This is a genomic window from Mycobacterium heidelbergense (assembly GCF_010730745.1).
Classification (GTDB): domain Bacteria; phylum Actinomycetota; class Actinomycetes; order Mycobacteriales; family Mycobacteriaceae; genus Mycobacterium; species Mycobacterium heidelbergense.
This window is the reverse complement of sequence record NZ_AP022615.1, coordinates 3,999,302-4,021,118: the sequence shown is the minus strand read 5'-3', so window position 1 is coordinate 4,021,118 and position 21,817 is coordinate 3,999,302. Positions and strand designations below refer to the sequence as shown.

The window sequence follows — 21,817 nt, the reverse complement described above, 5'->3', positions numbered from 1 at the left end:
GTTCTTTCGGGGAGGCAAAATGTCGGGACACCGCAGGATCGGGCTATTCGTGGCGGCGGCCGCGGGGCTGTGCGGATTGGTGGGGCTTGCGCCGACGGCGTCCGCCAGCGGGGCGTCGGCCTGGAACGGGCAGTATCTGCTCACCTTCTCCGCCAACCAGAAGACCGGCACCAGCGCGGTGGCCCGCCAGCCCGAATACGCGCAGCGGGCCAGCTACTCGTTCACGTCGAGCTGCTCGACGGGTGTCTGCGTCGCCACGGTCGCCAACCCGCCGGCGCCCAAGAACCAGTACATGCCGCGATCCGTCCAATACACCTGGAACGGGTCCCAGTGGGTGCAGCAAACGAGCGGGAACTTCGACTGCCTGCTGGTCAACGGCGCGGTCGAACACGACCCGGCGAAATCCGTCACGGTCTACACGCCCGCGGCGAATGGCGCCCTAACAGGTGTTTCTCGCACCGTCATCCTCAGCGGCGCGTGCCGGGGCAACGTCGACATGCCGGTGTCGGCCACCCCGGTGCAGCCGGAGGTCGTCTAACCGACGCCGCGGCTGAGCCAGGTCACCTCGCCGGCGTCGCCGCCGTCGCGATACACCTCGAGCGCCTCGTCCCACGCGGTCCCGAGCACCGAATCGAGCTCGACGGCCAGCGTGTCGGCGCCCTGGGCCATCATCGCGCGCAGCCGCATCTCGCCGACCATGACGTCGCCGTTGGCGCTCATCGACCCGCTCCATAGGCCCAGTTGCGGGGTGTGGCTGAACCGCTGGCCGTCGACTCCCGGGCTGGGGTCCTCGGTGACCTCGAAACGCAGCACCGACCAGGAGCGCAGCGCGTTGGCCAGCCTGGCGCCGGTGCCCACCGGCCCGACCCAGTTGGTGACCGCGCGCAGCTGTCCCGGCATCGCGGGCTGCGGCGTCCACACCAGGTTGGCCTTGGACTGCAGGGTCGACGACAGCGCCCACTCGACATGCGGGCATACCGCCGCGGGCGAGGCGTGGACATACACCACGCCCGTCGTCACGTCGGCGAATTGGTTCGACGCACGCATCTCCTGCTCCTTCGGTTCCACGAGGGACGTCTTCCCCAACGACCTGGCGGATCCGATAAGCGAGAGAGCTTGTGAGTATTTGCGATGTTTGTGCCCTGCGTGTCTATTGTGCCCTGTGATACCCATGTTGCGCTAGTGTGTGGTGCGAATTAGCCGTACTCGCGTATCACCGCGTCGGAAATCGCCGGCCACGGCCGCAGCGCCCACTCGCCGAAATCCCGGTCGGTGAGGACCACCAGCGCCAGCCCCACCTCGGGATCCGCCCAGATGAGGCCGCCTGCCTGGCCGAAATGGCCGTAGGTTCGCGCCGAGTTGCGCGCGCCCGTCCAGTGTGGCGATTTCGTATCCCTGATCTCGAAGCCCAGCCCCCAGTCGTTGGGCCGCTGGACGCCGTATCCGGGCAGCACGCCGTCCAGGCCGGGAAATTGCACCGCCGTCGCCTCGGCGTGCAGCTGCGGCGAGACCGTCGCCGGGCGCAGCAGGTCACGGCCGAAGACCGCCAGATCCGCGACCGTCGAGGTCGCCCCGAACCCGGCCGCCTCGGCGCCGCCGTTCAGCCGGGTGTTACCCAGGGCCAGCGGTTCGCAGACCGCCTCGACGAGGTAGCGGCCAAACTCGATGCCCGACTCCCGCTCCACCGTCCGGGCCAGGACGGTGAAGCCGTAGTTGGAGTACATCCGCCGGGTGCCGGGCTTGGCCAGCACGCGATCGGAGTGCATCGCCAGGCCCGACGCGTGCGCCAGCAGGTGCCGGACGGTGGAGCCGGGCGGGCCGGCCGGGGTGTCGAGTTCGACGACCCCCTCCTCGACGGCGACGTGCACGGCGCGCGCCACCAGCGGCTTGGTCACCGATGCCAGTTCGAACACCCGCCCGGTGTCGCCGTGACAGGCCAGCACGCCGGTCGGGCCGATCACCGCGGCGGCCGCGGCGGGGACCGGCCAGTCGTCGAGTGCGTCGAGAGCGGCGCGCGTCACGTCGTGGCGATGTAGTAGTTGTTGATCGGGTCCGACTCGACCTCGGCCACCCGCACGTCGCCGAAGCCGGCGTCGGCGAGCATCTGGGTGGCCAGCTGGGTTCCCCAGACCGCCCCGAGGCCGGCGCCGTCCAGCGCCAGCGACACCGTCATGCAGTGCATCAGCGAGGTCGTGTACAGGTAGGTGCTCATCGGGACGCCGACGTTGTCCTCGAGCCGGCTCGACGCCTTGATGTCGGCCATGAGCAGAACTCCGCCGGGGCGCAGGGCGCGATGGATGTTTTCCAGCACCCGCGCCGGCTGCGCCTGATCGTGGATGGCGTCGAACACGGTGATGACGTCGTAGGCGGCCGCCTTGTCCAGCGCGGCCAGGTTGTGGCTTTCGAAGGCCGCGTTCGTCAGGCCGAGGCGAGCCGCCTCCCGGATGCCGGCCGCGATGGCCTCGTCGGAAAAGTCGATGCCGGTGAACCGGCTCGCCGGGAACGCCCGCGCCATCACGTTGATGGCATGACCGCTGCCGCAACCGAAATCGGCGACGTCGGCCCCGGAGCGCAGGCGCTGCGGGAGGCCGTCGACCAGCGGCAGCACGACGTCGACGAGCGAGCTGTCGAACACCGCACCGCTTTCCTCGGCCATCAGCGCGTGGAAGCGCGGAAATTCGCTGTAGGGCAGGCCGCCGCCCTCCCGAAAACACCTGACGATTTTTTGTTCGACCTCGCCGAGCAGCGGCACGAACTGTGCGACCACGGCGAGGTTGTCGGGCCCAGACGCGCGGGTCAGCACGCGCGCGCGGTGGGCGGGCAGCGCGTAGGCGGCGGTCGCCGGGTCGTAGTCGACGACGCGGCCGGTGGTCATGCCGCCCAACCACTCCCGGACGTAGCGCTCGTTGAGGCCTGCGGCCTCCGCGATCCGCGCACTGGTGGCGGGCCCCAGCCCGGCCATCGTGTCCAGCAGACCCGTCTGATGCCCAAGGCTCAGCAGGAGCACCAGACTGGCGCCGTCGATGGTCGCGACCATTCTTTCGGTGAACTGTTCGGCGGTCTCCAAAGCCGTCACGCCCAGGGACGCTACACCGGCTCATGGGTGGACAGCCCGCCGAGAGATGTATGGCGACGGCCAGTAGGTTGGAGCCCATGAGTCAGACAGTGCGCGGAGTGATTTCACGCAAGAAGGGTGAACCCGTCGAGGTGGTGGACATCGTCGTCCCGGACCCCGGCCCCGGTGAGGCGGTGGTCGACGTCATCGCCTGCGGGGTGTGCCACACCGACCTGACCTACCGCGAGGGCGGCATCAACGACGAGTACCCCTTCCTGCTCGGCCACGAGGCGGCCGGCCGGGTGGAGGCGGTCGGGCCGGGCGTGACGGCCGTCGAGCCGGGCGACTTCGTGATCCTGAACTGGCGCGCCGTGTGCGGCCAGTGCCGGGCCTGCAAACGCGGCAGGCCGCAATACTGCTTCGACACCTTCAACGCCGCACAGAAGATGACACTGACCGACGGCACCGAGCTCACCCCGGCCCTGGGCATCGGGGCCTTCGCCGACAAGACGCTGGTGCACGCCGGCCAATGCACCAAGGTCGATCCCCAGGCCGATCCCGCGGTCGCGGGCCTGCTGGGCTGCGGGGTGATGGCCGGGCTGGGCGCCGCGATCAACACCGGCGCGGTCACCCGCGACGACACCGTCGCCGTGATCGGCTGCGGCGGCGTGGGCGACGCCGCGATCGCGGGGGCCGCGCTCGTCGGCGCCAGGCGGATCATCGCGGTCGACACCGACAACACAAAGCTGGACTGGGCCCGCAGGTTCGGCGCCACGCACACCGTCAACGCCCGGGAATTCGATGTCGTCAAGACCATCCAAGACCTCACCGACGGGTTCGGCGCCGACGTGGTGATCGACGCCGTGGGCCGCCCGGAGACCTGGAAGCAGGCCTTCTACGCCCGCGATCTGGCCGGAACCGTTGTGCTGGTTGGTGTTCCGACCCCAGACATGCGCCTGGACATGCCGCTGGTGGACTTCTTCAGCCACGGCGGGTCGCTGAAGTCGTCGTGGTACGGCGACTGCCTGCCCGAACGCGACTTCCCCACCCTGATCGACCTGTACCTGCAGGGCCGACTCCCGCTGGACAAGTTCGTCTCCGAACGCATCGGGCTCGACGACGTCGAGGAGGCGTTCCACGGGATGCACGGCGGCAAGGTGCTGCGTTCGGTGGTGATCCTGTGATTGATCGGGTCGTCACGCATGGGACCTTCGAACTCGACGGCGGCAGTTGGGAAGTCGACAACAACGTCTGGATCGTCGGCGACGACTCCGAGGTGGTGGTTTTCGATGCCGCCCACGCCGCCGAGCCGATCCTGGCCGCCGTCGGCGGCCGCAACGTGGTCGCGGTGGTGTGCACGCACGGCCACAACGACCACGTCACCGTGGCGCCCGAGCTGGGCGAGGCCCTCGACGCGCCGGTGCTGCTGCATCCCGGCGACGAGGTGCTGTGGCGAATGACCCACCCCGACAAGGGCTTTCGTGCCGTTTCCGATGGCGACAGGTTGAGCGTCGCCGGCACGGAGCTGCGGGCGCTGCACACCCCGGGCCATTCCCCCGGGTCGGTGTGCTGGTACGCGCCTGAGCTCGCGGTTGTGTTCAGCGGCGACACGCTGTTCTCCGGCGGCCCGGGCGCCACCGGCCGCTCGTACTCCGACTTCCCGACGATCCTGCAGTCCATCTCGGGCCGGCTGGGCACGCTGCCCGGCGACACCGTCGTCCACACCGGCCACGGCGACAGCACCACCGTCGGCGACGAGATCGTCCACTACGAGGAGTGGGTGACCCGGGGCCACTGAGCCTGCCTGGCGCGAGCGTGCGCAGAATGCCAGCCGGAAGCGGCGTGTCGTGTGCAAACACGCACCCTCGCGGCAGAGGTGGTCAAGCGCTCGCGGCAGTTTCGGCACCATCCCGAAGGGGGTAATCCCGGTAATAGTCGCGACTGCGACGGTAGGGGGTAGGTGCATGACGGTGCAGGACGACGAAGCGGCCGGCCAACACGGCGATCAGCGGGCGACCGAAAAGCCGGAGCCGGACGAACAGGACAGACAAAAGGCCGCCGAGATGATGACGGCCTACCAAGACCGGCCCACCCTGGTGCTGCCGGGTTCCGGCGGAATGGTCTCGGGCACGGCGGTCAACGACTGGCTGGACGAGGACGGCAACCCCAAATACGGAGTCCCCGACGACGCGGGCTCGGACGCGAAGGCCGAAGCCGGCGACGCCCAATCCGGGAAGGGCCAGGTCGAGAAGGACAAGGCGCTGAACGAGGAGCTGAAGAAGGTCTCGGCCGCGGAGAACAAGGGCGAAAAGCGCTGAGCCGACTGCTAATTCGGCTTAGTGGGCGCCCGAGAGGACGCCCAGGCCGGGGATTTCGCCGAGTCCGGGGATTCGCGGGATCGGGGGAATCGGCGGGATCTGCGGGATCGGTGGAACGGCCGGGGCGGCCGGCGGCGCCGGGGCCTCGGTCACCGGGCCCTGGGGAGCCGCCGGCGGGACGGCGGTCGTCGGCGTATCCGTGGTGGCCGGCGGGTTGGTGTCGGCGGTCGACGACGGGGGCGGCTGCGGTGACGGGGGCGCCGGGGCGGGCTGCGAAGTTCCGCCGTTGGGCGGCGGCCCCGGGGCAGCCGGCGTCGTGCTCGTTCCCGGCGTCGTCGCGGGATTGTCGCCGGAGCTCAACGCGATCGCCAGCGCGGTCCCGACCAGCAGAAGCGCGACCGCCGTGCCGATGATCGCCACCCCCGGCACCCGGGACCAGGGAATGATCGGCCTCTTTTTCGGTTCCGAAGGCGGGCGCGCCGGTTGCTCGAACTTCACCGCCGGACGGGCCGAGGTGTAGCCGGATCCGCCCGGCTTCGGATATTCGCCCGTGCCGGCGGGCATGGCCCGCGATCCGTCGGCCTCCGACCAGGCCAGCGCGGGCATCATGCTCGAGACCGCACCTTCGACCGGAGGCTGCGCCCGCACCGCCCGCGCCAGCGGAGCGAGGTCCGTCGCCGTCGCCGAGGCGGCCGGGGTCAGCGCCGTCGCGCTGTTGTCGTCGGGGCCGCGCGCCGCCCGCAGGGCGCCACCGATGGCGGCCGTCAGTTGCGGACGCGGGGTGGTGACCACCGGGACCCGGAAATGCCCCGACAGCGTCGTGGTCACGGCCGGGATGTTCGCTCCACCGCCCACCGAAACGACCGCGACGAGATCGCGAATCCCGTTGCGCCGCAACGCTTCATCCAGCAGCGCCACGAGGCCGTTCAGCGGCGCGCGGATCGCGTCGTCCAGTTCGCTCCTGGTAAGCCGGATGTCGCCGAGCGTGGTCGCCGTGGTTGAGGAAAGCTGCTCCTTGGCGCTTCGGCATCCGGTCCGCAGCCGGCTCAGCGGGCCGATCGCCGAGGTGCCGGACATGCCCGGCAGATTGGCTATGACGGCGGTCAGCAACGCCTGGTCGATCATGTCGCCGGAGAAGTCGTGGTGCCGCGCGGTCGGGGCCACGGGCTCGTAGTCACCGGCGGCGTCCATCAACGTGATGCTGGTGCCGCTGCCGCCGAAATCGCACACCGCCACGGTCCCGCGGGCGGGTATGCCGGGGTTGGTCCGCGCGGCGAACAGCGCCGCGGCCGCATCGGGGATCAGCAGCGGCGGCCGCGCGCGTTCCGACCATTCGGGTACCCGGTTCAGTGCGCCGCCCATGGCGTCCACCGACGTGGCGGACCAGTGGGCGGGATAGGTCACCGCGACGCCGTCGGGCAGGCCCCGTCCACCGGTGGCGGCGTAGGCCAGGGCACGCAGCCCGTCGGCGACCAATGCCTCGCTGCGGTGGACCGAACCGTCGGCCGCCACGATTCCGACCGGGTCTCCGACCCGGTCCACGAAGTCGGTGATGACCAGGCCCGGCTCGTCGAGCCTGGGGTTTTCCGGCGGCACGCCGACCTCGGGCGGCCGTTGGCGATACAGCGTCAGGACGGGCTTGCGGACGATCGCGAGGTCCGCGGTTACCGCCGCCAGGTTGGTGGCGCCAATCGACAGGCCCAGCGCGGGCCTAGCTTCGTCGGCCATGTGTCCAATCCCCGTGTTCAGCGGCGCGGTGCCCGCATCCTCCCGATTGTGCCGCTATTACCTATAGCCTTTTACGGCGTCGGCTATGCGTGCGCTGTGTGACGGCAGGGCCGCAGCTATGCGACCCGCTCAGCGGATGTTGCCCGCCCCGGCGATCAGCGGAAGGTCGAGCGGGGTGACCCAGCCCGGCCGCAGGTCGTTGACCGCCGGGACCGCGTTCAGGGCCCGCATCCCGGTCGCCAGGCACCCGGCCGTCGCGGCGTCGCGGCCCGAGCCGTCGGTGAACCGGAACGCGGTCTCCTGGAAGATGCTCGGGGTCCCTTCGATGTCCACCCGGTAGACGTCGTTGTCGTGGCCCGACGGCCAGTCGGGCGCCGCGTCGAGCCCGATGCGGTTGACGTGCTCGAGTTGAATGCGCGTCTCACCCTTGTAGACCCCGTTGATGGTGAACCGGACGGCGGCGACGTGTCCGGGCTTGATGACGCCACGGGCGGAGTTGCGCTCGGTGGGCGTCACCCACTTGTCCCAGGTGGTGGTGATCTCGTCGAGCGTGATGCCGGCGGCGTGCGCGATCATCGGGACGGTGGCGCCCCAGGCGAAGATCAACACGTCGCGGTTTTCCAGCATCGGGCTGTATTCGGGTTCCCGGCCGATGCCCATCTCGACTTCGTAGTCGCCTTCGTAGTTGGTGTAGTCCAGCAGCTCGGACGCGCGCACCCGCCGCACCTCGGAACACAGGCCCATCAGCGTCATGGGGAACAGGTCGTTGGCGAATCCCGGGTCGATGCCGGTGGTGAAGCACGACGATCCGCCCGCCTCGCAGGCCTCGGTGATGGGCTCGATCCAGTTCGGCGGGTTGAGATGCATGGTCGGCCAGACCCACGGCGTCATCGCCGTCGAACACACGTCGATGCCGGCCCGCAGGAAGCGGGTGATCAGCCTGATGTTCTCCTTGGCGTGCATCGCCGTGGGGCCGTAGTGCACCAACGCGTCGGGCTTGAGCGCTATCAGGGCGTCGACGTCGTCGGTGGCGATCACGCCCACCGGCTCGGGCAGCCCGCAGATGTCGCCGACGTCGCGGCCGACCTTGTTCGGGTTGCTGACGCCGACGCCGACCAACTCGAACAGCGGATGCCTGACGATCTCGGCGATCACCATCCTGCCGACGAAGCCGGTGCCCCAGACCACCACACGCTTTGAGTCGCTTTCCGACATAGCCACCTTCCCGATCGTTACCCCCGCTTCACACTAAGCCCGCGGACCTGTGACCCCTAGCACCACGTCGCTCCTGGTGACACGATGGACAACCATGACCAGTCATCTGCGCGGGTCCTCGATCCTGTTCGCGATCGGCATCGGGCTTACCGGCGTGTGCGGGGTGGCCAACGCGGCGAACGACTTTCCCACGGTGCGCTACGAGGTCAGCGGCGGCTCCCCCGTCGCCGAATACATCTCGTATCAGACCGACGCCGGTCAGCGGCGCGCGGTGAACGCGAAACTGCCGTGGTCGACGGAGTTCGCCGCTTTCGGCGGCCAGGTCTTCGTCATCAGCGCCCAGGGCCCGGGACCCATCTCGTGCAAGATCCTGGTCGACGGCAACGTGGTGAGCGATGCGACGGCGACGGTGGGAACGCCCGCGAGAACCGTATGTACGCACTGACGGCGGGAGGACTCAGGTGAGCGTCAGGACCGGAATCGCGACTCGAGCCAACGGGGCGCCACCGCCCGAGATCCCGCTCGCCGACATCCATCTCGAGTCGCTGGAGTTCTGGGGCCTCGATGACGACGTTCGCGACGGCACTTTCGCCACCCTGCGCCGAGAGGCCCCGATCTCGTTCTGGCCCCCGATCGAGTACGAGGGGTTTGAATCTGGCAACGGGTATTGGGCGCTGACCAAGCTCGACGACGTCCACTTCGCCAGCCGCCATCCCGACATCTTCAGCTCCGCCGGCGGCATCACGATCGCCGAACAGACGCCGGAGCTGGCCGAGTACTTCGGTTCGATGATCGTGCTCGACGACCCGCGACACCAGCGGCTGCGCTCGATCGTCAGCCGCGCGTTCACCCCGAAGGTGGTGGCCCGCATCGAGGCGTCGGTGCGCGAGCGGGCCCACCGGCTGGTCACCTCGCTGACCGCCAACCATCCCGGCGGCGAGGCCGACCTGGTCAGCGAGCTCGCCGGGCCGCTGCCGCTGCAGGTGATCTGCGACATGATGGGGATTCCCGAGGAGGATCATCAGCGCGTCTTCCACTGGACCAACGTGATTCTCGGGTTCGGCGACCCCGATCTGACCCTCGATTTCGAAGAGTTCCTTCAGGTTTCGATGGAGATCGGCGCCTACGCCGTCGCGCTGGCCGAAGACCGTCGGTCCAACCATCACGACGATCTGACCACGAGCCTGGTGGAAGCCGAGGTCGACGGCGACCGGCTGACGTCACAGGAGATCGCGTCGTTCTTCATCCTGCTGGTGGTGGCCGGCAACGAGACGACGCGCAACGCGATCAGCCACGGCGTGCTGGCCCTGTCCCGCTACCCCTCGGAGCGCGACAAGTGGTGGGCCGACTTCGACCGCCTGACGCCCACCGCGGTCGAGGAGATCGTGCGATGGGCCTCGCCGGTGGTGTACATGCGACGCACGCTGACCCGGGACATCGAGCTGAGCGGCGTCGAGATGCGGGCCGGCGACAAGGCGGCGCTCTGGTACAACTCGGCCAACCGCGACGAGTCAAAGTTCGCCGATCCCTGGACCTTTGACGTGGCCCGCAACCCCAATCCGCATCTCGGCTTCGGCGGCGGGGGTGCCCATTTCTGCCTGGGCGCCAACCTGGCTCGTCGTGAGATCCGGGTCGTCTTCGACGAATTGCGCCGCGAGATACCCGACATCGTCGCCGTCGAGGAACCGGCGCGGCTGCTGTCGCAATTCATCCACGGCATCAAGAGGCTGCCGGTCGCCTGGACTCCCCCGCGGGGTTAGCCCACCCATTCCCCGCGCACCCATTCCCCGCGAGCCATTCCCCGCGCACCCATTCCCCGCGAGCAGACGCAGAATCGCACTGCGCAGCCGCGAATCGTGCGATTCTGCGACTGCTCGCGGTGGGAAACGCGCAGGTTTACGCTCGCGAGGTGACCCTTCCCGCGTTTCCCCCGCCCGAGGTGCTGGCCGCCCGCCAGAAACTCGTGCTCGACCACTTCCACGACGAGGTCCGCCACGCCTGGGACGACGTGTTGTCGACCTTCCCGCATCCGCGCTACGAGCTGATCCCGCAGATGGTCGTCCACGACGGCGAGCAGGCGGTGCGCGGCTACTACGCCTACACGCGAACCGCGTTTCCCGATCAGGACCACGAGATCATCGCGCTGCGGCACAGCGCCGACGCGGTGATCGTCGAGTTCTGGCTCATGGGCACCCATCGCGGTTACCTGGGCAAGGTGCCGCCCACCGGCAGCCGCTTCCGGGTCCGCATGACCGCCTACTTCGTGTTTGACAACACGGAAACGCTTGTGTGCGAACGCATTTACTTCGACACACTGACGATGATCAAACAACTCCTCGGTGGGCTGGACATGAGGAAGCCGGCGAACTGGTTGCTGGCCGCGCGCTGCGTGCGCGGGTTCCTGTCGATGTCGTCGGAAAAGCCCGACCCGGCACTGGCTTCTGCGTAGACTGCGGCACTAACCGGCCGGATCGAGGAGGCTGCGATGCGAAGCCTGTATTGCGGGTTGGCCGCAAGCGCATTGCTCGCCTGCGCCACGGTCACCGCGACCGCCGCTCCTTCCCCGCCCGGCTCGCGGACCGAGAAGTGGATCGACCTGCAGGTCGGCGAGTGCGTGGCCGACCTGCCGCCGGCCGACCTGAGCCGCGTCACCGTCACCGTGGTCGATTGTGCGACAGCACATTTGGCCGAGGTTTACCTGCGCGCCCCCATGGCCGTCGACACCGCCATCGCCGACGTCGCCAATCGGGATTGCGCTGCCGGATTCCCGCCCTACACCGGCCAGCCCGTTGCCGGTAGCCCGTTTTCGATCACGTACCTCATCGACTCGAATCAAGATCGAACCGGCGCCAACCCCACGCCGAGCACCGCCATCTGCCTGCTGCAGGCCGCCAACGGTCAATCGCTGACCGGGTCGGCGCGCCGTTAGCGGCCAGCGGGCGGGCGACGAACGCGGTCGCAAACCCGAGGCGGCCGGCAACCCGGCGTGGCAGCCGCGCGTTCGTTAAAATCTTCGGTGTCGAAACCCTTGCCCTCCGACGCCATGCGAGGTGGCCCGTGGCCGAGAACACCACTACGCCCGCGGAGCGTGACACCGAGAACATCGTCGAGCCCGACTACCGCTTCACCCTGGCCAACGAGCGGACCTTTCTGTCCTGGCAACGCACCGCGCTGGGGTTGCTCGCCGCGGCGGTCGCCCTGGTGCAGCTCGTTCCGGAGCTGACGGTCCCCGGCGCGCGCCGCACGCTCGGCGTGGGGCTCGCGGTGCTGGCGACCCTCACCAGCGGAATGGGCCTGCTGCGCTGGCACCAGGCGGATCGCGCCATGCGTCACGGCGACCCGCTCCCCCGTCACCCCACGCCGGCCTACCTCGCGGTCGGTCTCAGCGTGGTCGGGGTTGTCGCGCTCGGGTTGGTGATCGCAAAGGCGGTCATGGGTTGAGCGACTCGATGATGCCCGCGGCGGACAGGACGACGCTGGCCTGGACGCGAACCTCGTTCGCGTTCCTGGCCAATGGCGCGCTGCTGATGATCAGGAACCTGCACGGCCCCGTCCGACCGGCGGGGTTGATCCCCGCGTTTCTGGCCGCCGCCGTGGCGCTGGGCACCTACGTGATCGCGCTGCGGCGCCAGCGCGCGCTGCAGCAACACCCGCGCCCGGCGCAAATCACTCCGCGCCGCTCGGTGTACACCATCGGGACCGCCGTGCTGGCACTCATCGTCGTGACCACAATCGCCCAGTTGGTTTAGCGTTCGGCGTTTCGCCGTCCCCGCCGGCGCCCCAAGGCGGAGGCTTCGGCAGCTGAGCCGACGCTAACCCGTCGGGGCTTTTGCGTTCAGAAACGTCACGATCCCCTGGGTGACGGCGGCGGCGTACTTTGCCCGGCCGTCCGGGCTTTCCATCCGCGCGGCCTCGTCGGGATTTTTCATGTTGCCCAGTTCGACGAGTACCGCCGGGTACTGGGCAAGGTTCAGCCCGGCCAGGTCGTCGCGCCCGTACAGGCCGTCCGACCCGATGTAGGTGGCGGGGTGAAAACCCGCCTGCACCAAGGCATCCCGCATCGTATGCGCCAACTGGACGGCGGGCCCCGATTGGACGTCGTTCAACGGCGGGCTGGAGTAGTTCACGTGGAATCCCGAGCCCGACGCGGGTCCGCCGTCGGCGTGGATGCTCACGATCGCGTCGGGCCGCATCGCGTTGGCCAGTGCCGCGCGCTGATCCACGCAGGGGCCGGTGGAGTTGTCGTCGTCGCGTGACAGCTGGGTGCGAACGTCCATCTGGTTGAGCGAGCCGCTGATCAGCCCGACGACCGCCCAAGTGAACGCATGCTCCGGATAGCCGTCGTCGGCTGCGGCGCCGGAAGTGTTGCACGCCTTGGTGCCTCCCCGGCCATTGGGGACCTGCTGGTTGATCGAGGCGTCGTTCACTGCGTTGTGGCCCGGATCGAGGAAGACGGCCGTCCCGGCGAGACCGGCCCTCGCGCGCGGGACGTCAGCCAACGCGGCGACGCTGAACAGCGCCGGCGCGACGGCGGCGTACCTCAAGGCATCGCGCCGCGAGACGGACCGCAGCCAGTTCATTCGCGCGATGGTAGCGCCAGCGCCTCCGGTTGATCCGCTCGACCTGATTCCGAGCCGGATACAGGTAGTGCGTGAGGTCGGCGCCGTCGACGCTCCGCGTGCGACGCTGCGTCTGCTCGCCGAACTCCGCGCTAAGTCTTGTCAGGTCGCCCCTGACGTCGTACCGTTTGTCAGGACCAGCCTGACAACAGGGGGTGCCGATGAGTCTCACGGCTAACGAGACCGCGCAGATTTGGTGTTCGTTCTGCGGCAAGTCCAACACCGACGTCGACAAGCTGGTGGCCGGACCGGGCGTGCAGATCTGCAACGAATGCATCGACCTGTCCCAGGCCATCATCGACGAGTATCGCGACAAGCCGAACGAGCTCCGGTTGCCGATCTGGGAGACGATGAGCGACGAGCAGATGCTCGACCACATTCCCCGCATGGCCGTGGTGGCCCGGCAGGTCGAGGCCGACCTGCGGTCCTGGGTGCGGGAGCTTCGCCGGCGCGGGATCACGTGGGCGAAGATCGGCCAGACCCTGGGCATCACGCGCCAGTCCGCCTGGGAGCGATTCTCCGGCGAATAGCTTTCAGGGGTTGATCAACGCTGCGCCGCTCGGAACATCGTCCGCTTGATCGCGCCGAGGTCCTTACCGGCCAACGGGCCATCGAGAAATCCTGGTGAGAACCGGTTTTCGTCCGCGCCGAGGTCGACGACGGCGATCTTGTCGTCCCAGGTCAGTGTCGGTGTCATCGACTCCCAACACGAGGACTTCCGAGAGACGAAGTCGGCGACTTGACGTGACGGGAGGTTCACCACAGCCAGCACTACCCGGTCCTTGAGCTCGTCAACGGTGTAAAAGTCGGTGATCTGGGCGCTGGATTGCGTATGCCCAAGTCGCCGAAGTCGATCCACAACTTGTAGGAAGGTTTGTGGGCACTCGGGAATTCTTCGGCCTTGATCACACGTCCGACTCGGATATCGACATCGAGAAACGTTCGATCGTCGTCATGGGTGACATTTGTCTCCTGTCCAAGTGTCCCGAAAAGGCTCTAGCGCAATGGGTTTCATCGGCACCCGCACTCAAGCATGAAGGCATGCCCGCACCGCGGCGACATCGGTAATCTCGTCAAGGCGTGTACCTATGCTATGAGCATGCATTCCCTCGTCGAGCCGCACTTCGATTCTGCAGCCCTGCTGACGATCGATGTTCAAGCGGACACACTCGATGGCGGGCCGCTGGAGATACCGGGAACATCAACGGCCCTACCCAGAATCGCAAGCCTGTGTCAGGCATTCCGCAGCGCTGGCCTACCGATCGTGCACATCGTACGGCTCTACCTGGCCGACGGGAGCAACGCCGAGCCAGTGCGCAAAGACCTCGTAACCGGCCCAACCCCGGTGCTGCGCCCGGGTACACCCGGACGGCTCCTGGCACCAGGCCTAGCAGCCGACCCGTCCGCACAACTCGACGATGAACTGCTGCTCTCGGGACGGGCCCAACACCTGACCGATCGGGAGATCATCCTCTACAAGCCCCGGTGGGGCGCCTTCTTCGGAACCACGCTCGACGACCATCTCCGCGACAATCACGTGGACACCGTGGTAGTCGCCGGATGCAACTACCCAAACTGCCCACGCATGTCCATCTACGAGGCCTGTGAGCGCGACTACCGGGCCGTCCTCGTCGAGGATGCCGTATCCGGTCTCTACCAGCGCGGCCGCGCCGAGATGATCAACATCGGCGTGACGCTGTGTCACGCCGATGCGGTAATCGCAAGTCTCATCGATACAGGAAGTCGCAATGCGAAGACGGCAAAAGATAGGCGGCGCTGACAACATGCAATTCCTGGAGGCAGGAAACTGACCTGATCCGTCCAGGGGGATCGACGCGAGTTGGGAACTCGCGACGCCGCTCTATAGCACCGTCGTGGCCCCACATAAAAGGCTGACTGAACACCGACTCGAGCACTAAGGCCGCAGCGGGCAAACCCGCAAGCCACTGATCCGCGAGCAGTTCGAGCAATTGCCCATCGGGATCCCGAATCATCGCTGAGCCTTGGGACACCGTTCCCTCGACCACCAATCCCCCGAACTCCGCAACCTTCTCCAGGACGCTACCGAAATCAGACACCGAAAACGAGATATGGGTCAGTCCCACCTGATCCATGACGCGTGCAGTCCCGGCGCGAACTTCACGTTTCGAGTAGTCGATGAGTTCGAGCACGAAGCCGTCCCGCACCAAATAGGTCGCATGCACTCCGAGCGGCAAATAAGCAGACCGCTTCGGTTGGAAGGCTTTTCGATGGTCACGTCACGCCACGAGCCAGGCGGGGCACGCCGCGACCGTGGTGACCGCCCTCTCCCGAACCCCGGACTTCGCCCGATCAGATCGCAAGGAAGCCAAGCTCTTCGGCCACTTGGCGTTGTGCTTCGTCGCGCGAAGCGAACGCCCGCGGCTCCCCGGGCTCGAGCAGCGGCGGAACAACGATCGACGCCACCGCCAGATGCCAGGCGTCCATCGCTCGAAGCGCATGTCGGCGGACCAGTTGCAGTGCGTCCTGCTCAACCTGGTCTTGCGGCGCACCAAGCGCAATCACTGGACCTCCGAGGTCACCATCCAGCAACGCGAGCAAGCTCTTCTCATCGCCACGGCCTGCGCGCGCGGCCCGCACCAGCGCGCCCGAGACCTCGATCCTGGTCCAACTTCCGGTGACGGTGGCAACGTCCGGGTCGGCTAGCAGCGCGGTTGCCTCCTGGTGCCCATCTTCATCGGCAAGGTACGCACGTGCGAGAACCGAGGAGTCCAGATAGGCGATCACGGCCGCTCGCGCTCTTCCGCGAGCAACTCGTCGATCTGTGGACCGAAGCCCCGCGTCGAATCGATGATCCGCCGCCGTCGATTGGCACTAACTGGTCGCGCATTCACGCGGCGTAACGTGCCCGCGGCGGCTGCCGCGGCGCGCAGTTGTTCGCGCCGATCGCCACTATCGGCGTCGGCGGCCGCGTCGAGGATCTCGGTCGCCACCGCGTTCAGGCTGCGGCCCTCGCGAGCAGCACGCGCGACCAGCCGCCGATGGATCTCCTCGGGCACCCTGAGTAGCAGCTGCTTCACGCCGCTGATGCTATCACAATCTATCTAGTGATAGCATCCGAGCTTCCTCGCGTCGATGAGCGGGACATCGCCGACTCTCGACGCACAGCCTTTGCATCAACGCTCAGTAGCAGGTTTGGCGTGCGGCTGAGCCGCACGCGCGTGTGCGACCGGCTGGTCGATCACCCGCGGGTGCTGGCGGTGCTCGATCGGCTCCTGATGCCCGACTAGCTGCTTTCGGCGTTGCAGGCCATCAACATTCAGCCCGGAGAGTCCGCGTGGCGCTAGCGCGGACCGGACAGTTGATTACGGCCGCGGAGAAACGATCGGTAGCCTGTGCGATTCGGCCGCCTCGAGCAGCCGGCGATCGTAGGCACAGAACGCGGTAAGGGCCTTTCGATGGATGTGTGCGGTGGCGAGGTGTATCGCATCGAGGGTGCGCAATTCGGGAGGCGCGATCGTGGCGGACGCCGAGGCGATGGCTTCGGTCAAGATGAGGGTGTCGATCGTCGAGGCGACATCGCGTGCGAGCGCGACGGCGCTGGGTCCCGCTCGTGCGGCCGCCCGTGTCAGCTCAATATGACCGACGGTGCTGGTGGCGAGGTTCTCGTCAGGGTGTGCATTGAGCCAATCGATCAGAGCCGCTGACTCCTGTTCAGCCGCCACGAGTTTCACTGCGGCGGACGTATCGATGTAAATCATCGGTCGGAGCGTTGTTCGTCCAGTATCGCGGTGAGCGACGGACCTTCGACGAGATCGGCCGTACTTAGCGGGACTCGCGGTGCGCTTGATGGGATCAGCTGGCCGTCGGCGATGAGTTGGTCACGGGCGCGTTCGGCGGGCATGATCGGTACCAACCGCGCCACGGGCAGGCCGCGGTCGGTGATTTGGATGGTTAATCCCGCCTTTACCTTCGCGATCCACACGCTCGCGTTCTGGCGTAGCTCACGAATTCCGATTGTGTCCACGCTCACCAATGTAGCACGTAATGTGCTACATTGGTGGTCATGCCCACTCCGGTCCGACCAGCGCGCATCACGGCAGGCACAAGCCACCTATCCGATCGGGACACGGCACGATTTTTCCGCGAGCTGGAAGAACTCGAGAATGCCGTCGACGACGGTGATGTCGACAGGTGGCGCGCAACCTAATGCCTTCAGTGAGCGACATGACGGCGCGGTTCGCGGAGATCGTCGGCGAGCACAACCTGCTGACCGGTGACGCGATCCCCGAAGACTACGCGCACGACGAGGTGTTGACGACGGCACCGCAGAAGCCGGCGTACGTCGCCAAACCAACTACGGCAGAGGATGTTTCGCAGCTGCTGAGGGCCGCCACCGAACACAAAGTCCCGGTGACGGCCCGCGGGTCCGGCAGCGGCCTGTCCGGCGCGGCGATCCCGCGCAGGGACGGGCTCGTGATCTCCTTCGAGCGGATGAACGCGGTCCTGGAAGTCGACACCACCAACCAGGTGGCCGTCGTCCAACCCGGGGTGACGCTGACCGACCTCGACGCCGCCACCGCCGACACCGGCCTGCGCTACATGGTCTACCCGGGCGAGCTGTCCTCCAGCGTCGGCGGCAACGTCGGCACCAACGCCGGCGGCATGCGCGCGGTCAAGTACGGCATCGCCCGCCACAACGTGCTCGGGCTGCAGGCGGTGCTGCCCACCGGCGAGATCTTCCGCACCGGCGGCAAGATCGCCAAGGTCTCCACCGGCTACGACCTGACCCAGCTCATCGTCGGCTCCGAAGGCACCCTGGCGCTGGCCACCGAGGTGATCGTCAAGCTGCACCCCTGCCTCGACCACAGCGCCACCGTGCTGGCCCCGTTCGCCGACTTCGACCAGGTGATGCGGGCGGTGCCGAAGGTCCTGGCCAGCGGGCTCGGACCCTACATCCTGGAATACATCGACAACATGACGATGGCCGCGCTCATCCACACCCAGAACCTGGAGCTCGGCATTCCGGACACCATCCGCGACAGCTGCCAGGCGTATCTCGTTGTGGCGCTTGAGAACCGCACCGAAAACCGGCTGGGCGAGGACGTCGAAAGAGCCGGTGAGCTGGTCGTCGAGTTGGGTGCCGTGGACGCCTATGTGCTCGAAGGGGCCTCGGCGCGCAAGCTGATCGAGGCGCGCGAAAAGGCGTTCTGGACGGCGAAGGCGATCGGCGCCGACGACATCATCGACACCGTGGTGCCGCGCTCGGCGATGCCGAAGTTCCTGGCCGCCGCTCGCGATCTGGCGATGGCCGCGGGCGGTGCCGCGGCCGGCTGCGGGCACGCCGGCGACGGCAACGTGCACCTGGCCATCCTCTGCAAGGACCCGGAGAAACGTCACCAGCTGATGACCGACATCTTCGCGCTCGCAATGGAATTGGGTGGCGCGATCTCCGGCGAGCACGGCCTCGGCCGCGCCAAGACCCCGTACTTCCTCGAGCTCGAGGACCCGGTCAAGGTCGACCTCATGCGCCGCATCAAACAGAGCTTCGACCCGGCGGGCATCCTCAACCCCGATGTTCTGTTCGCCGCGGGCGACGCGTAATCCCTTCCGTCGCACATTGTCGCGATGAGGTGGGCACGGAGGGTGTCGCCTTTCCGAGAGACCCGTGTGGCCGATGTGCCCAAGCGGGCCACCCGGTCACCCACGAGGCCGCAGTCTACGGCGCCCAGGGGACGCCGATCATCGCGCAGGAAAGAATTGACCAGCCGGTCACCGCGTGCCACTATTTTGGGCTGTGCATCCCAATTTAGGCAACCCCACCGTCGTTCTGGTCCACGGGGCCTGGGCCGACGGGTCGAGCTGGAGCCGAGTCATCACCCAGCTAGAACAATCCGGAATCCCGGTCACCGCCGCACCCATCCCGCTGACCTCGCTCGACGACGACGTGGACGCGGTCATCCGAACCATCGACCGCACCGAGGGCCCGATCGTCCTGGCCGGCCATGCCTACGCCGGCGGCGTCATCGGCGCGACGGGCCACCCGCGCATCCGGGCCCTGGTCTACGTCGCCGCCCTGGCCCCCGACGAGGGCGAAACGGTCGCCGATGTTTTCTACCGCGATCCCCCACACCCCCGGGCACCGGAACTCAAGCCCGACAATGACGGCTGGATCTGGCTGCCCACCAATGCGTTTGGCGCCGCCTTCGCACAGCACGCGACCGCGCAAGAACATGCGCTGCTCGCCGCGGTCCAGCGACCCATCACCGTCGGCAGCATCCAGAAACCGGTGCCCAGACCCGGATGGAAAGACATCCCCACCTGGTTCCTCATCGCCGAAGAAGACCGGATGATCAACCCCGACACCCAAAGGTTCATGGCCGAACGCACGCACGCCCGCATCCACACCCACGGCGTCGACCACACGCCGTCGATCACCCGGCCGGAGGTCGTCACCGCGATCCTCACCGAGGCGGTCGAGAGCATCGGGGTCTGATTACCCCACGAGATCACTGCACCGTCACGGTCGCCGTGTACGTGCAGACCGGTTTGGCGTCCTTTCCCACGATGCTGGCGTAGGACGTGGTGATCGTCGTCGTCCCGGGTTTCAACGCGGTAAACGTCCACACCTCGGTTCCGGGCGCCCCCAGCGCGTCGGAGGTCGGTTGCACAAACTGGTGACTCTTTTGCCTCACGATCGCCGAATCGCCGATCGCCGTGTCGGCCTTCCACCGGTACGGGGTGGAGTAGTTCGAGCCCAGCTTCACCGTCAGCGTGTTGCCGACCGCCAGCGTGACGTGCTGCGTGATGACGTTCTGCCTCAGCACGTCGGACATGGGGACACGGAGGGTCTTGCTCGTCGGCGGGTTCCTGGACGGAAACGCGCAGCCCACGCCCAGCGATGCAACGAGCACGGCGACCGCCATCACCACCCTGAGCTTCACCGGGACACCCCTTCGACTCCTTCCGCGAACGTGGCCGCTGCAGAATAATCGACAGCGAGACCAGGGCTGATCATCCATAACCATTTCCTCCCGGGTAACCGCTACGGCTACCCGGGTCACCTTCCCGAGTTCGGCGGCCTGGGCGGATTCGAAGTCAACTTCCTGCCCGAGTACAGGGCCCTGCACGACAAGCACATCGGCTGACTTGGGTGCACCTTCCGACGGTGCTCCCGTGCCGGGTGTGACCACGAGACGACCGAGCTGACCTCACTCCCCTGCCCCACATTCTGAGCGTGTCCGGCAGGATGAGCACGTGTTTGCCCTCGTCCTCATCGTTGCGCTCGTCTCCACCGTCATCGTGGGGACGGTCATCGGCCGGCGCTACCGCGTGGGTCCCCCGGTGCTGCTCATCCTGCTGGGCGCCCTGCTGGGTCTGATCCCCCAGTTCGGTGATGTCCGGATCGACGGCGAGATCGTGCTGCTGCTGTTCCTGCCGGCAATCCTCTACTGGGAGGGCCTGAACACCAGCTTCCGCGAGATTCGAGCGAACGCGCGGATCATCGTTTTTCTCAGCGTCGCCCTGGTGATCGCCACCGCGGCAGCGGTGTCGTGGACGGCGCGGGCGCTGGGCATGGACCCCCACGCGGCGGGCGTCCTGGGTGCCGTGCTCTCCCCCACCGACGCCGCCGCCGTGGCCGGCCTCGCGAAAAAGCTGCCGCGCCGGTCGCTCACCGTGCTGAAAGCGGAAAGCCTCATCAACGACGGCACCGCGCTGGTGCTGTTCGCCGTGAGCGTCCACGTCGCGATCGGCGGGGCCGCGATCAGCCCACCCGAGGTGGCCGCCCGGTTTGTCGTGTCCTATCTCGGCGGCATCGCCGCCGGGCTGCTTGTCGGCGGATTGGCGACCCTGGTGCGCAAACGAATCGACGCGCCGCAAGAGGAAGGGGCCTTGAGCCTGCTGACGCCGTTCGCGGCCTTCCTGTTGGCCCAGGCGGTCGACTGCAGCGGCGTGGTCGCGGTCATGGTGTCGGCGCTGGTGCTCGCCTACTCCGGCCCGGTGGTGATCCGGGCCCGTTCGCGCCTGCAGGCCTACGGATTTTGGGACATCGCGACATTCCTGATCAACGGCTCGTTGTGGGTGTTCGTCGGCGTCCAGATCCCTGGCGCGGTGCGCGGTATCGCCAACGTGGACGGCGGACTTCGCCACGCCGCCTACATCGCCCTGGCGGTCACCGGCGTGGTGATCCTGTCGCGGGTCTTCTGGGGCGAAATCACCACCGTGCTGATTCGCCTCATCGACCGCCGCCAAGCGCAGCGCGAGCGTCGCGTCAGCTTGCGTCAGCGTTTCGTCACCGCATGGGCGGGATTCCGCGGAGCCGTGTCGCTGGCGGCGGCGGTGGCCGTCCCGACCACCACGCTCGCCGGCGCGCCCTTCCCGGACCGCAGCCTGCTCATCTTCATCGTGGTCTTCGTGATTCTGGTGACGGTCCTGGTTCAAGGGATCACGCTGCCGGCGGTGGTCCGCTGGGCCAGGATCCCCGAGGACGTCACCCACGCCAAGGAACTGCAACTGGCCCGCACCCGGGGTGTCCAAGCGGCTCTCGACGCCCTGCCAACGGTGGCCGACGAGGTCGGCATCAGCGACGACCTACGGCGGCGCCTGGAAAAGGAATACGAGGAAAAGGCCGCGCTCGTTGTGGCCACCGAAGACGGTTCGACGAACGACCGGCTGGTCAAAGGCAAGGAGAAGGTCCGGCGGGTGCGCCTCGGCGTGCTCGAACGCAAGCGCCACGAAATCACCGCTCTCCGTAACCAAAACCTGATCGACGACATCGTGCTGCGCGAGTTGCAGCAGGAGATGGACCTCGAGGAAGTCCAGCTTCTCGACGCCGCCGAGGACGACTGAGGAGGGCCAATCGCGTTGTCGGGCAGCTTGTTCGCATGCTCGACGGCCGCTGG

General features: G+C 67.5%; 27 protein-coding genes and 2 pseudogenes. 16 read left to right on the top strand and 13 right to left on the bottom strand.

Annotated elements, in window-relative coordinates; translation table 11 throughout:
- The first annotated feature begins 19 nt into the window (after positions 1-19).
- Complete coding sequence (locus G6N25_RS18820) at positions 20-538, top strand: Rv2253 family sensor-like surface protein (protein WP_083074472.1); 519 nt, start codon at positions 20-22, stop codon at positions 536-538.
- On the opposite strand, the gene G6N25_RS18815 is transcribed toward G6N25_RS18820, so the two are convergent.
- The 3 genes from G6N25_RS18815 to G6N25_RS18805 form a co-directional block, all read right to left on the bottom strand.
- Positions 535-1,047 (bottom strand): DUF3145 domain-containing protein, encoded by a 513-nt coding sequence (locus G6N25_RS18815; protein WP_083074473.1) that lies wholly within the window; start codon positions 1,045-1,047, stop codon positions 535-537. The genes G6N25_RS18820 and G6N25_RS18815 overlap by 4 nt on opposite strands.
- A gap of 149 nt (positions 1,048-1,196) precedes the next feature.
- Positions 1,197-2,021, bottom strand: a complete 825-nt coding sequence (locus G6N25_RS18810) for a serine hydrolase domain-containing protein (protein WP_083074416.1) — start codon at positions 2,019-2,021, stop codon at positions 1,197-1,199.
- Positions 2,018-3,037 carry a class I SAM-dependent methyltransferase gene (locus tag G6N25_RS18805; RefSeq protein ID WP_142272662.1) on the bottom strand — a complete coding sequence of 340 codons (1,020 nt, stop codon included), beginning with the start codon at positions 3,035-3,037 and terminating at the stop codon, positions 2,018-2,020. Before G6N25_RS18805 ends, G6N25_RS18810 begins: the two co-directional genes overlap by 4 nt.
- A gap of 116 nt (positions 3,038-3,153) precedes the next feature.
- Between G6N25_RS18805 and G6N25_RS18800 the strand changes: the two genes are divergently transcribed.
- The 3 genes from G6N25_RS18800 to G6N25_RS18790 all read left to right on the top strand — a co-directional run bounded on the left by G6N25_RS18800 (position 3,154) and on the right by G6N25_RS18790 (position 5,373).
- A complete protein-coding gene (locus tag G6N25_RS18800) occupies positions 3,154-4,239 on the top strand; it encodes an S-(hydroxymethyl)mycothiol dehydrogenase (RefSeq protein WP_083074418.1) in 1,086 nt (361 codons plus the stop codon).
- Positions 4,236-4,853, top strand: coding sequence for an MBL fold metallo-hydrolase (locus G6N25_RS18795; RefSeq protein ID WP_083074419.1), 618 nt, complete (start codon positions 4,236-4,238; stop codon positions 4,851-4,853). Before G6N25_RS18800 ends, G6N25_RS18795 begins: the two co-directional genes overlap by 4 nt.
- 166 nt (positions 4,854-5,019) lie before the next feature.
- Entirely contained in the window at positions 5,020-5,373 is a 354-nt protein-coding gene (locus tag G6N25_RS18790; protein WP_083074420.1) for a hypothetical protein, read from the top strand.
- Positions 5,374-5,391: 18 nt separating this feature from the next.
- Here G6N25_RS18790 and G6N25_RS18785 read toward each other — a convergent pair whose 3' ends face one another.
- Complete coding sequence (locus tag G6N25_RS18785) at positions 5,392-7,101, bottom strand: Hsp70 family protein (protein ID WP_083074421.1); 1,710 nt, start codon at positions 7,099-7,101, stop codon at positions 5,392-5,394.
- A gap of 129 nt (positions 7,102-7,230) precedes the next feature.
- Complete coding sequence (locus G6N25_RS18780) at positions 7,231-8,316, bottom strand: NAD(P)H-dependent amine dehydrogenase family protein (RefSeq protein WP_083074422.1); 1,086 nt, start codon at positions 8,314-8,316, stop codon at positions 7,231-7,233.
- A gap of 94 nt (positions 8,317-8,410) precedes the next feature.
- On the opposite strand from G6N25_RS18780, the gene G6N25_RS18775 reads away from it, so the two are divergent.
- The 6 genes from G6N25_RS18775 (at position 8,411) to G6N25_RS18750 (ending at position 12,065) form a co-directional block, all read left to right on the top strand.
- On the top strand, positions 8,411-8,761 hold the full coding sequence (locus tag G6N25_RS18775; RefSeq protein ID WP_083074423.1) for an MmpS family transport accessory protein: 351 nt from the start codon (positions 8,411-8,413) through the stop codon (positions 8,759-8,761).
- 16 nt (positions 8,762-8,777) lie between these two features.
- Positions 8,778-10,076, top strand: coding sequence for a cytochrome P450 (locus tag G6N25_RS18770; RefSeq protein ID WP_083074424.1), 1,299 nt, complete (start codon positions 8,778-8,780; stop codon positions 10,074-10,076).
- 149 nt (positions 10,077-10,225) lie between these two features.
- On the top strand, positions 10,226-10,765 hold the full coding sequence (locus G6N25_RS18765) for an ester cyclase (protein WP_083074474.1): 540 nt from the start codon (positions 10,226-10,228) through the stop codon (positions 10,763-10,765).
- A 36-nt stretch (positions 10,766-10,801) separates the two neighbouring features.
- Positions 10,802-11,245, top strand: a complete 444-nt coding sequence (locus tag G6N25_RS18760; protein WP_083074425.1) for a hypothetical protein — start codon at positions 10,802-10,804, stop codon at positions 11,243-11,245.
- Positions 11,246-11,373: 128 nt separating this feature from the next.
- The gene (locus G6N25_RS18755; protein ID WP_083074426.1) at positions 11,374-11,757 is read left to right on the top strand and encodes a YidH family protein; all 384 of its coding nucleotides are present in this window, start codon (positions 11,374-11,376) and stop codon (positions 11,755-11,757) included.
- A gap of 8 nt (positions 11,758-11,765) precedes the next feature.
- The gene (locus G6N25_RS18750) at positions 11,766-12,065 is read left to right on the top strand and encodes a DUF202 domain-containing protein (protein ID WP_083074475.1); all 300 of its coding nucleotides are present in this window, start codon (positions 11,766-11,768) and stop codon (positions 12,063-12,065) included.
- Positions 12,066-12,128: 63 nt separating this feature from the next.
- Here the strand turns inward: G6N25_RS18750 and G6N25_RS18745 are convergent, their stop codons facing one another.
- Complete coding sequence (locus G6N25_RS18745) at positions 12,129-12,896, bottom strand: Rv3717 family N-acetylmuramoyl-L-alanine amidase (protein WP_083074427.1); 768 nt, start codon at positions 12,894-12,896, stop codon at positions 12,129-12,131.
- A gap of 200 nt (positions 12,897-13,096) precedes the next feature.
- Between G6N25_RS18745 and G6N25_RS24505 the strand changes: the two genes are divergently transcribed.
- The gene (locus tag G6N25_RS24505; protein ID WP_083074428.1) at positions 13,097-13,465 is read left to right on the top strand and encodes a ClpX C4-type zinc finger protein; all 369 of its coding nucleotides are present in this window, start codon (positions 13,097-13,099) and stop codon (positions 13,463-13,465) included.
- A 14-nt stretch (positions 13,466-13,479) separates the two neighbouring features.
- Here G6N25_RS24505 and G6N25_RS24500 read toward each other — a convergent pair whose 3' ends face one another.
- Entirely contained in the window at positions 13,480-13,632 is a 153-nt protein-coding gene (locus tag G6N25_RS24500) for a hypothetical protein (RefSeq protein ID WP_158084881.1), read from the bottom strand.
- A 402-nt stretch (positions 13,633-14,034) separates the two neighbouring features.
- Between G6N25_RS24500 and G6N25_RS18730 the strand changes: the two genes are divergently transcribed.
- Positions 14,035-14,715, top strand: a complete 681-nt coding sequence (locus G6N25_RS18730) for a cysteine hydrolase family protein (RefSeq protein ID WP_083074476.1) — start codon at positions 14,035-14,037, stop codon at positions 14,713-14,715.
- Positions 14,716-14,860: 145 nt separating this feature from the next.
- Here the strand turns inward: G6N25_RS18730 and G6N25_RS18725 are convergent.
- From G6N25_RS18725 to G6N25_RS18705, 5 genes and pseudogenes are all read right to left on the bottom strand, one after another.
- Positions 14,861-15,148, bottom strand: a pseudogene (locus G6N25_RS18725) (VOC family protein); the annotation flags it as partial.
- 118 nt (positions 15,149-15,266) lie between these two features.
- Positions 15,267-15,701, bottom strand: a complete 435-nt coding sequence (locus G6N25_RS18720) for a type II toxin-antitoxin system VapC family toxin (RefSeq protein WP_083074429.1) — start codon at positions 15,699-15,701, stop codon at positions 15,267-15,269.
- A complete protein-coding gene (locus tag G6N25_RS18715; protein WP_197745682.1) occupies positions 15,698-15,994 on the bottom strand; it encodes a FitA-like ribbon-helix-helix domain-containing protein in 297 nt (98 codons plus the stop codon). Before G6N25_RS18715 ends, G6N25_RS18720 begins: the two co-directional genes overlap by 4 nt.
- Before the next feature lie 285 nt (positions 15,995-16,279).
- A complete protein-coding gene (locus tag G6N25_RS18710; RefSeq protein ID WP_083074431.1) occupies positions 16,280-16,675 on the bottom strand; it encodes a type II toxin-antitoxin system VapC family toxin in 396 nt (131 codons plus the stop codon).
- Positions 16,672-16,941 carry a type II toxin-antitoxin system Phd/YefM family antitoxin gene (locus G6N25_RS18705; protein ID WP_158084882.1) on the bottom strand — a complete coding sequence of 90 codons (270 nt, stop codon included), beginning with the start codon at positions 16,939-16,941 and terminating at the stop codon, positions 16,672-16,674. The genes G6N25_RS18710 and G6N25_RS18705 overlap by 4 nt, the downstream gene beginning before the upstream one ends.
- Before the next feature lie 191 nt (positions 16,942-17,132).
- On the opposite strand from G6N25_RS18705, the gene G6N25_RS18700 reads away from it, so the two are divergent.
- On the top strand, positions 17,133-18,518 hold the full coding sequence (locus G6N25_RS18700; protein WP_083074433.1) for an FAD-binding oxidoreductase: 1,386 nt from the start codon (positions 17,133-17,135) through the stop codon (positions 18,516-18,518).
- 193 nt (positions 18,519-18,711) lie between these two features.
- Positions 18,712-19,410: an alpha/beta fold hydrolase gene (locus G6N25_RS18695; protein WP_083074434.1), complete on the top strand. Its 699-nt coding sequence runs from the start codon at positions 18,712-18,714 to the stop codon at positions 19,408-19,410.
- A 13-nt stretch (positions 19,411-19,423) separates the two neighbouring features.
- Here the strand turns inward: G6N25_RS18695 and G6N25_RS18690 are convergent, their stop codons facing one another.
- Positions 19,424-19,840 carry a protease inhibitor I42 family protein gene (locus G6N25_RS18690; protein WP_276004803.1) on the bottom strand — a complete coding sequence of 139 codons (417 nt, stop codon included), beginning with the start codon at positions 19,838-19,840 and terminating at the stop codon, positions 19,424-19,426.
- Between the two features lie 84 nt (positions 19,841-19,924).
- Between G6N25_RS18690 and G6N25_RS23935 the strand changes: the two are divergent.
- Positions 19,925-20,047: pseudogene (locus G6N25_RS23935) on the top strand (alpha/beta hydrolase); the annotation flags it as partial.
- Positions 20,048-20,171: 124 nt separating this feature from the next.
- Positions 20,172-21,764, top strand: a complete 1,593-nt coding sequence (locus tag G6N25_RS18685) for a Na+/H+ antiporter (protein WP_083074436.1) — start codon at positions 20,172-20,174, stop codon at positions 21,762-21,764.
- The last annotated feature ends 53 nt before the right edge of the window (positions 21,765-21,817 follow it).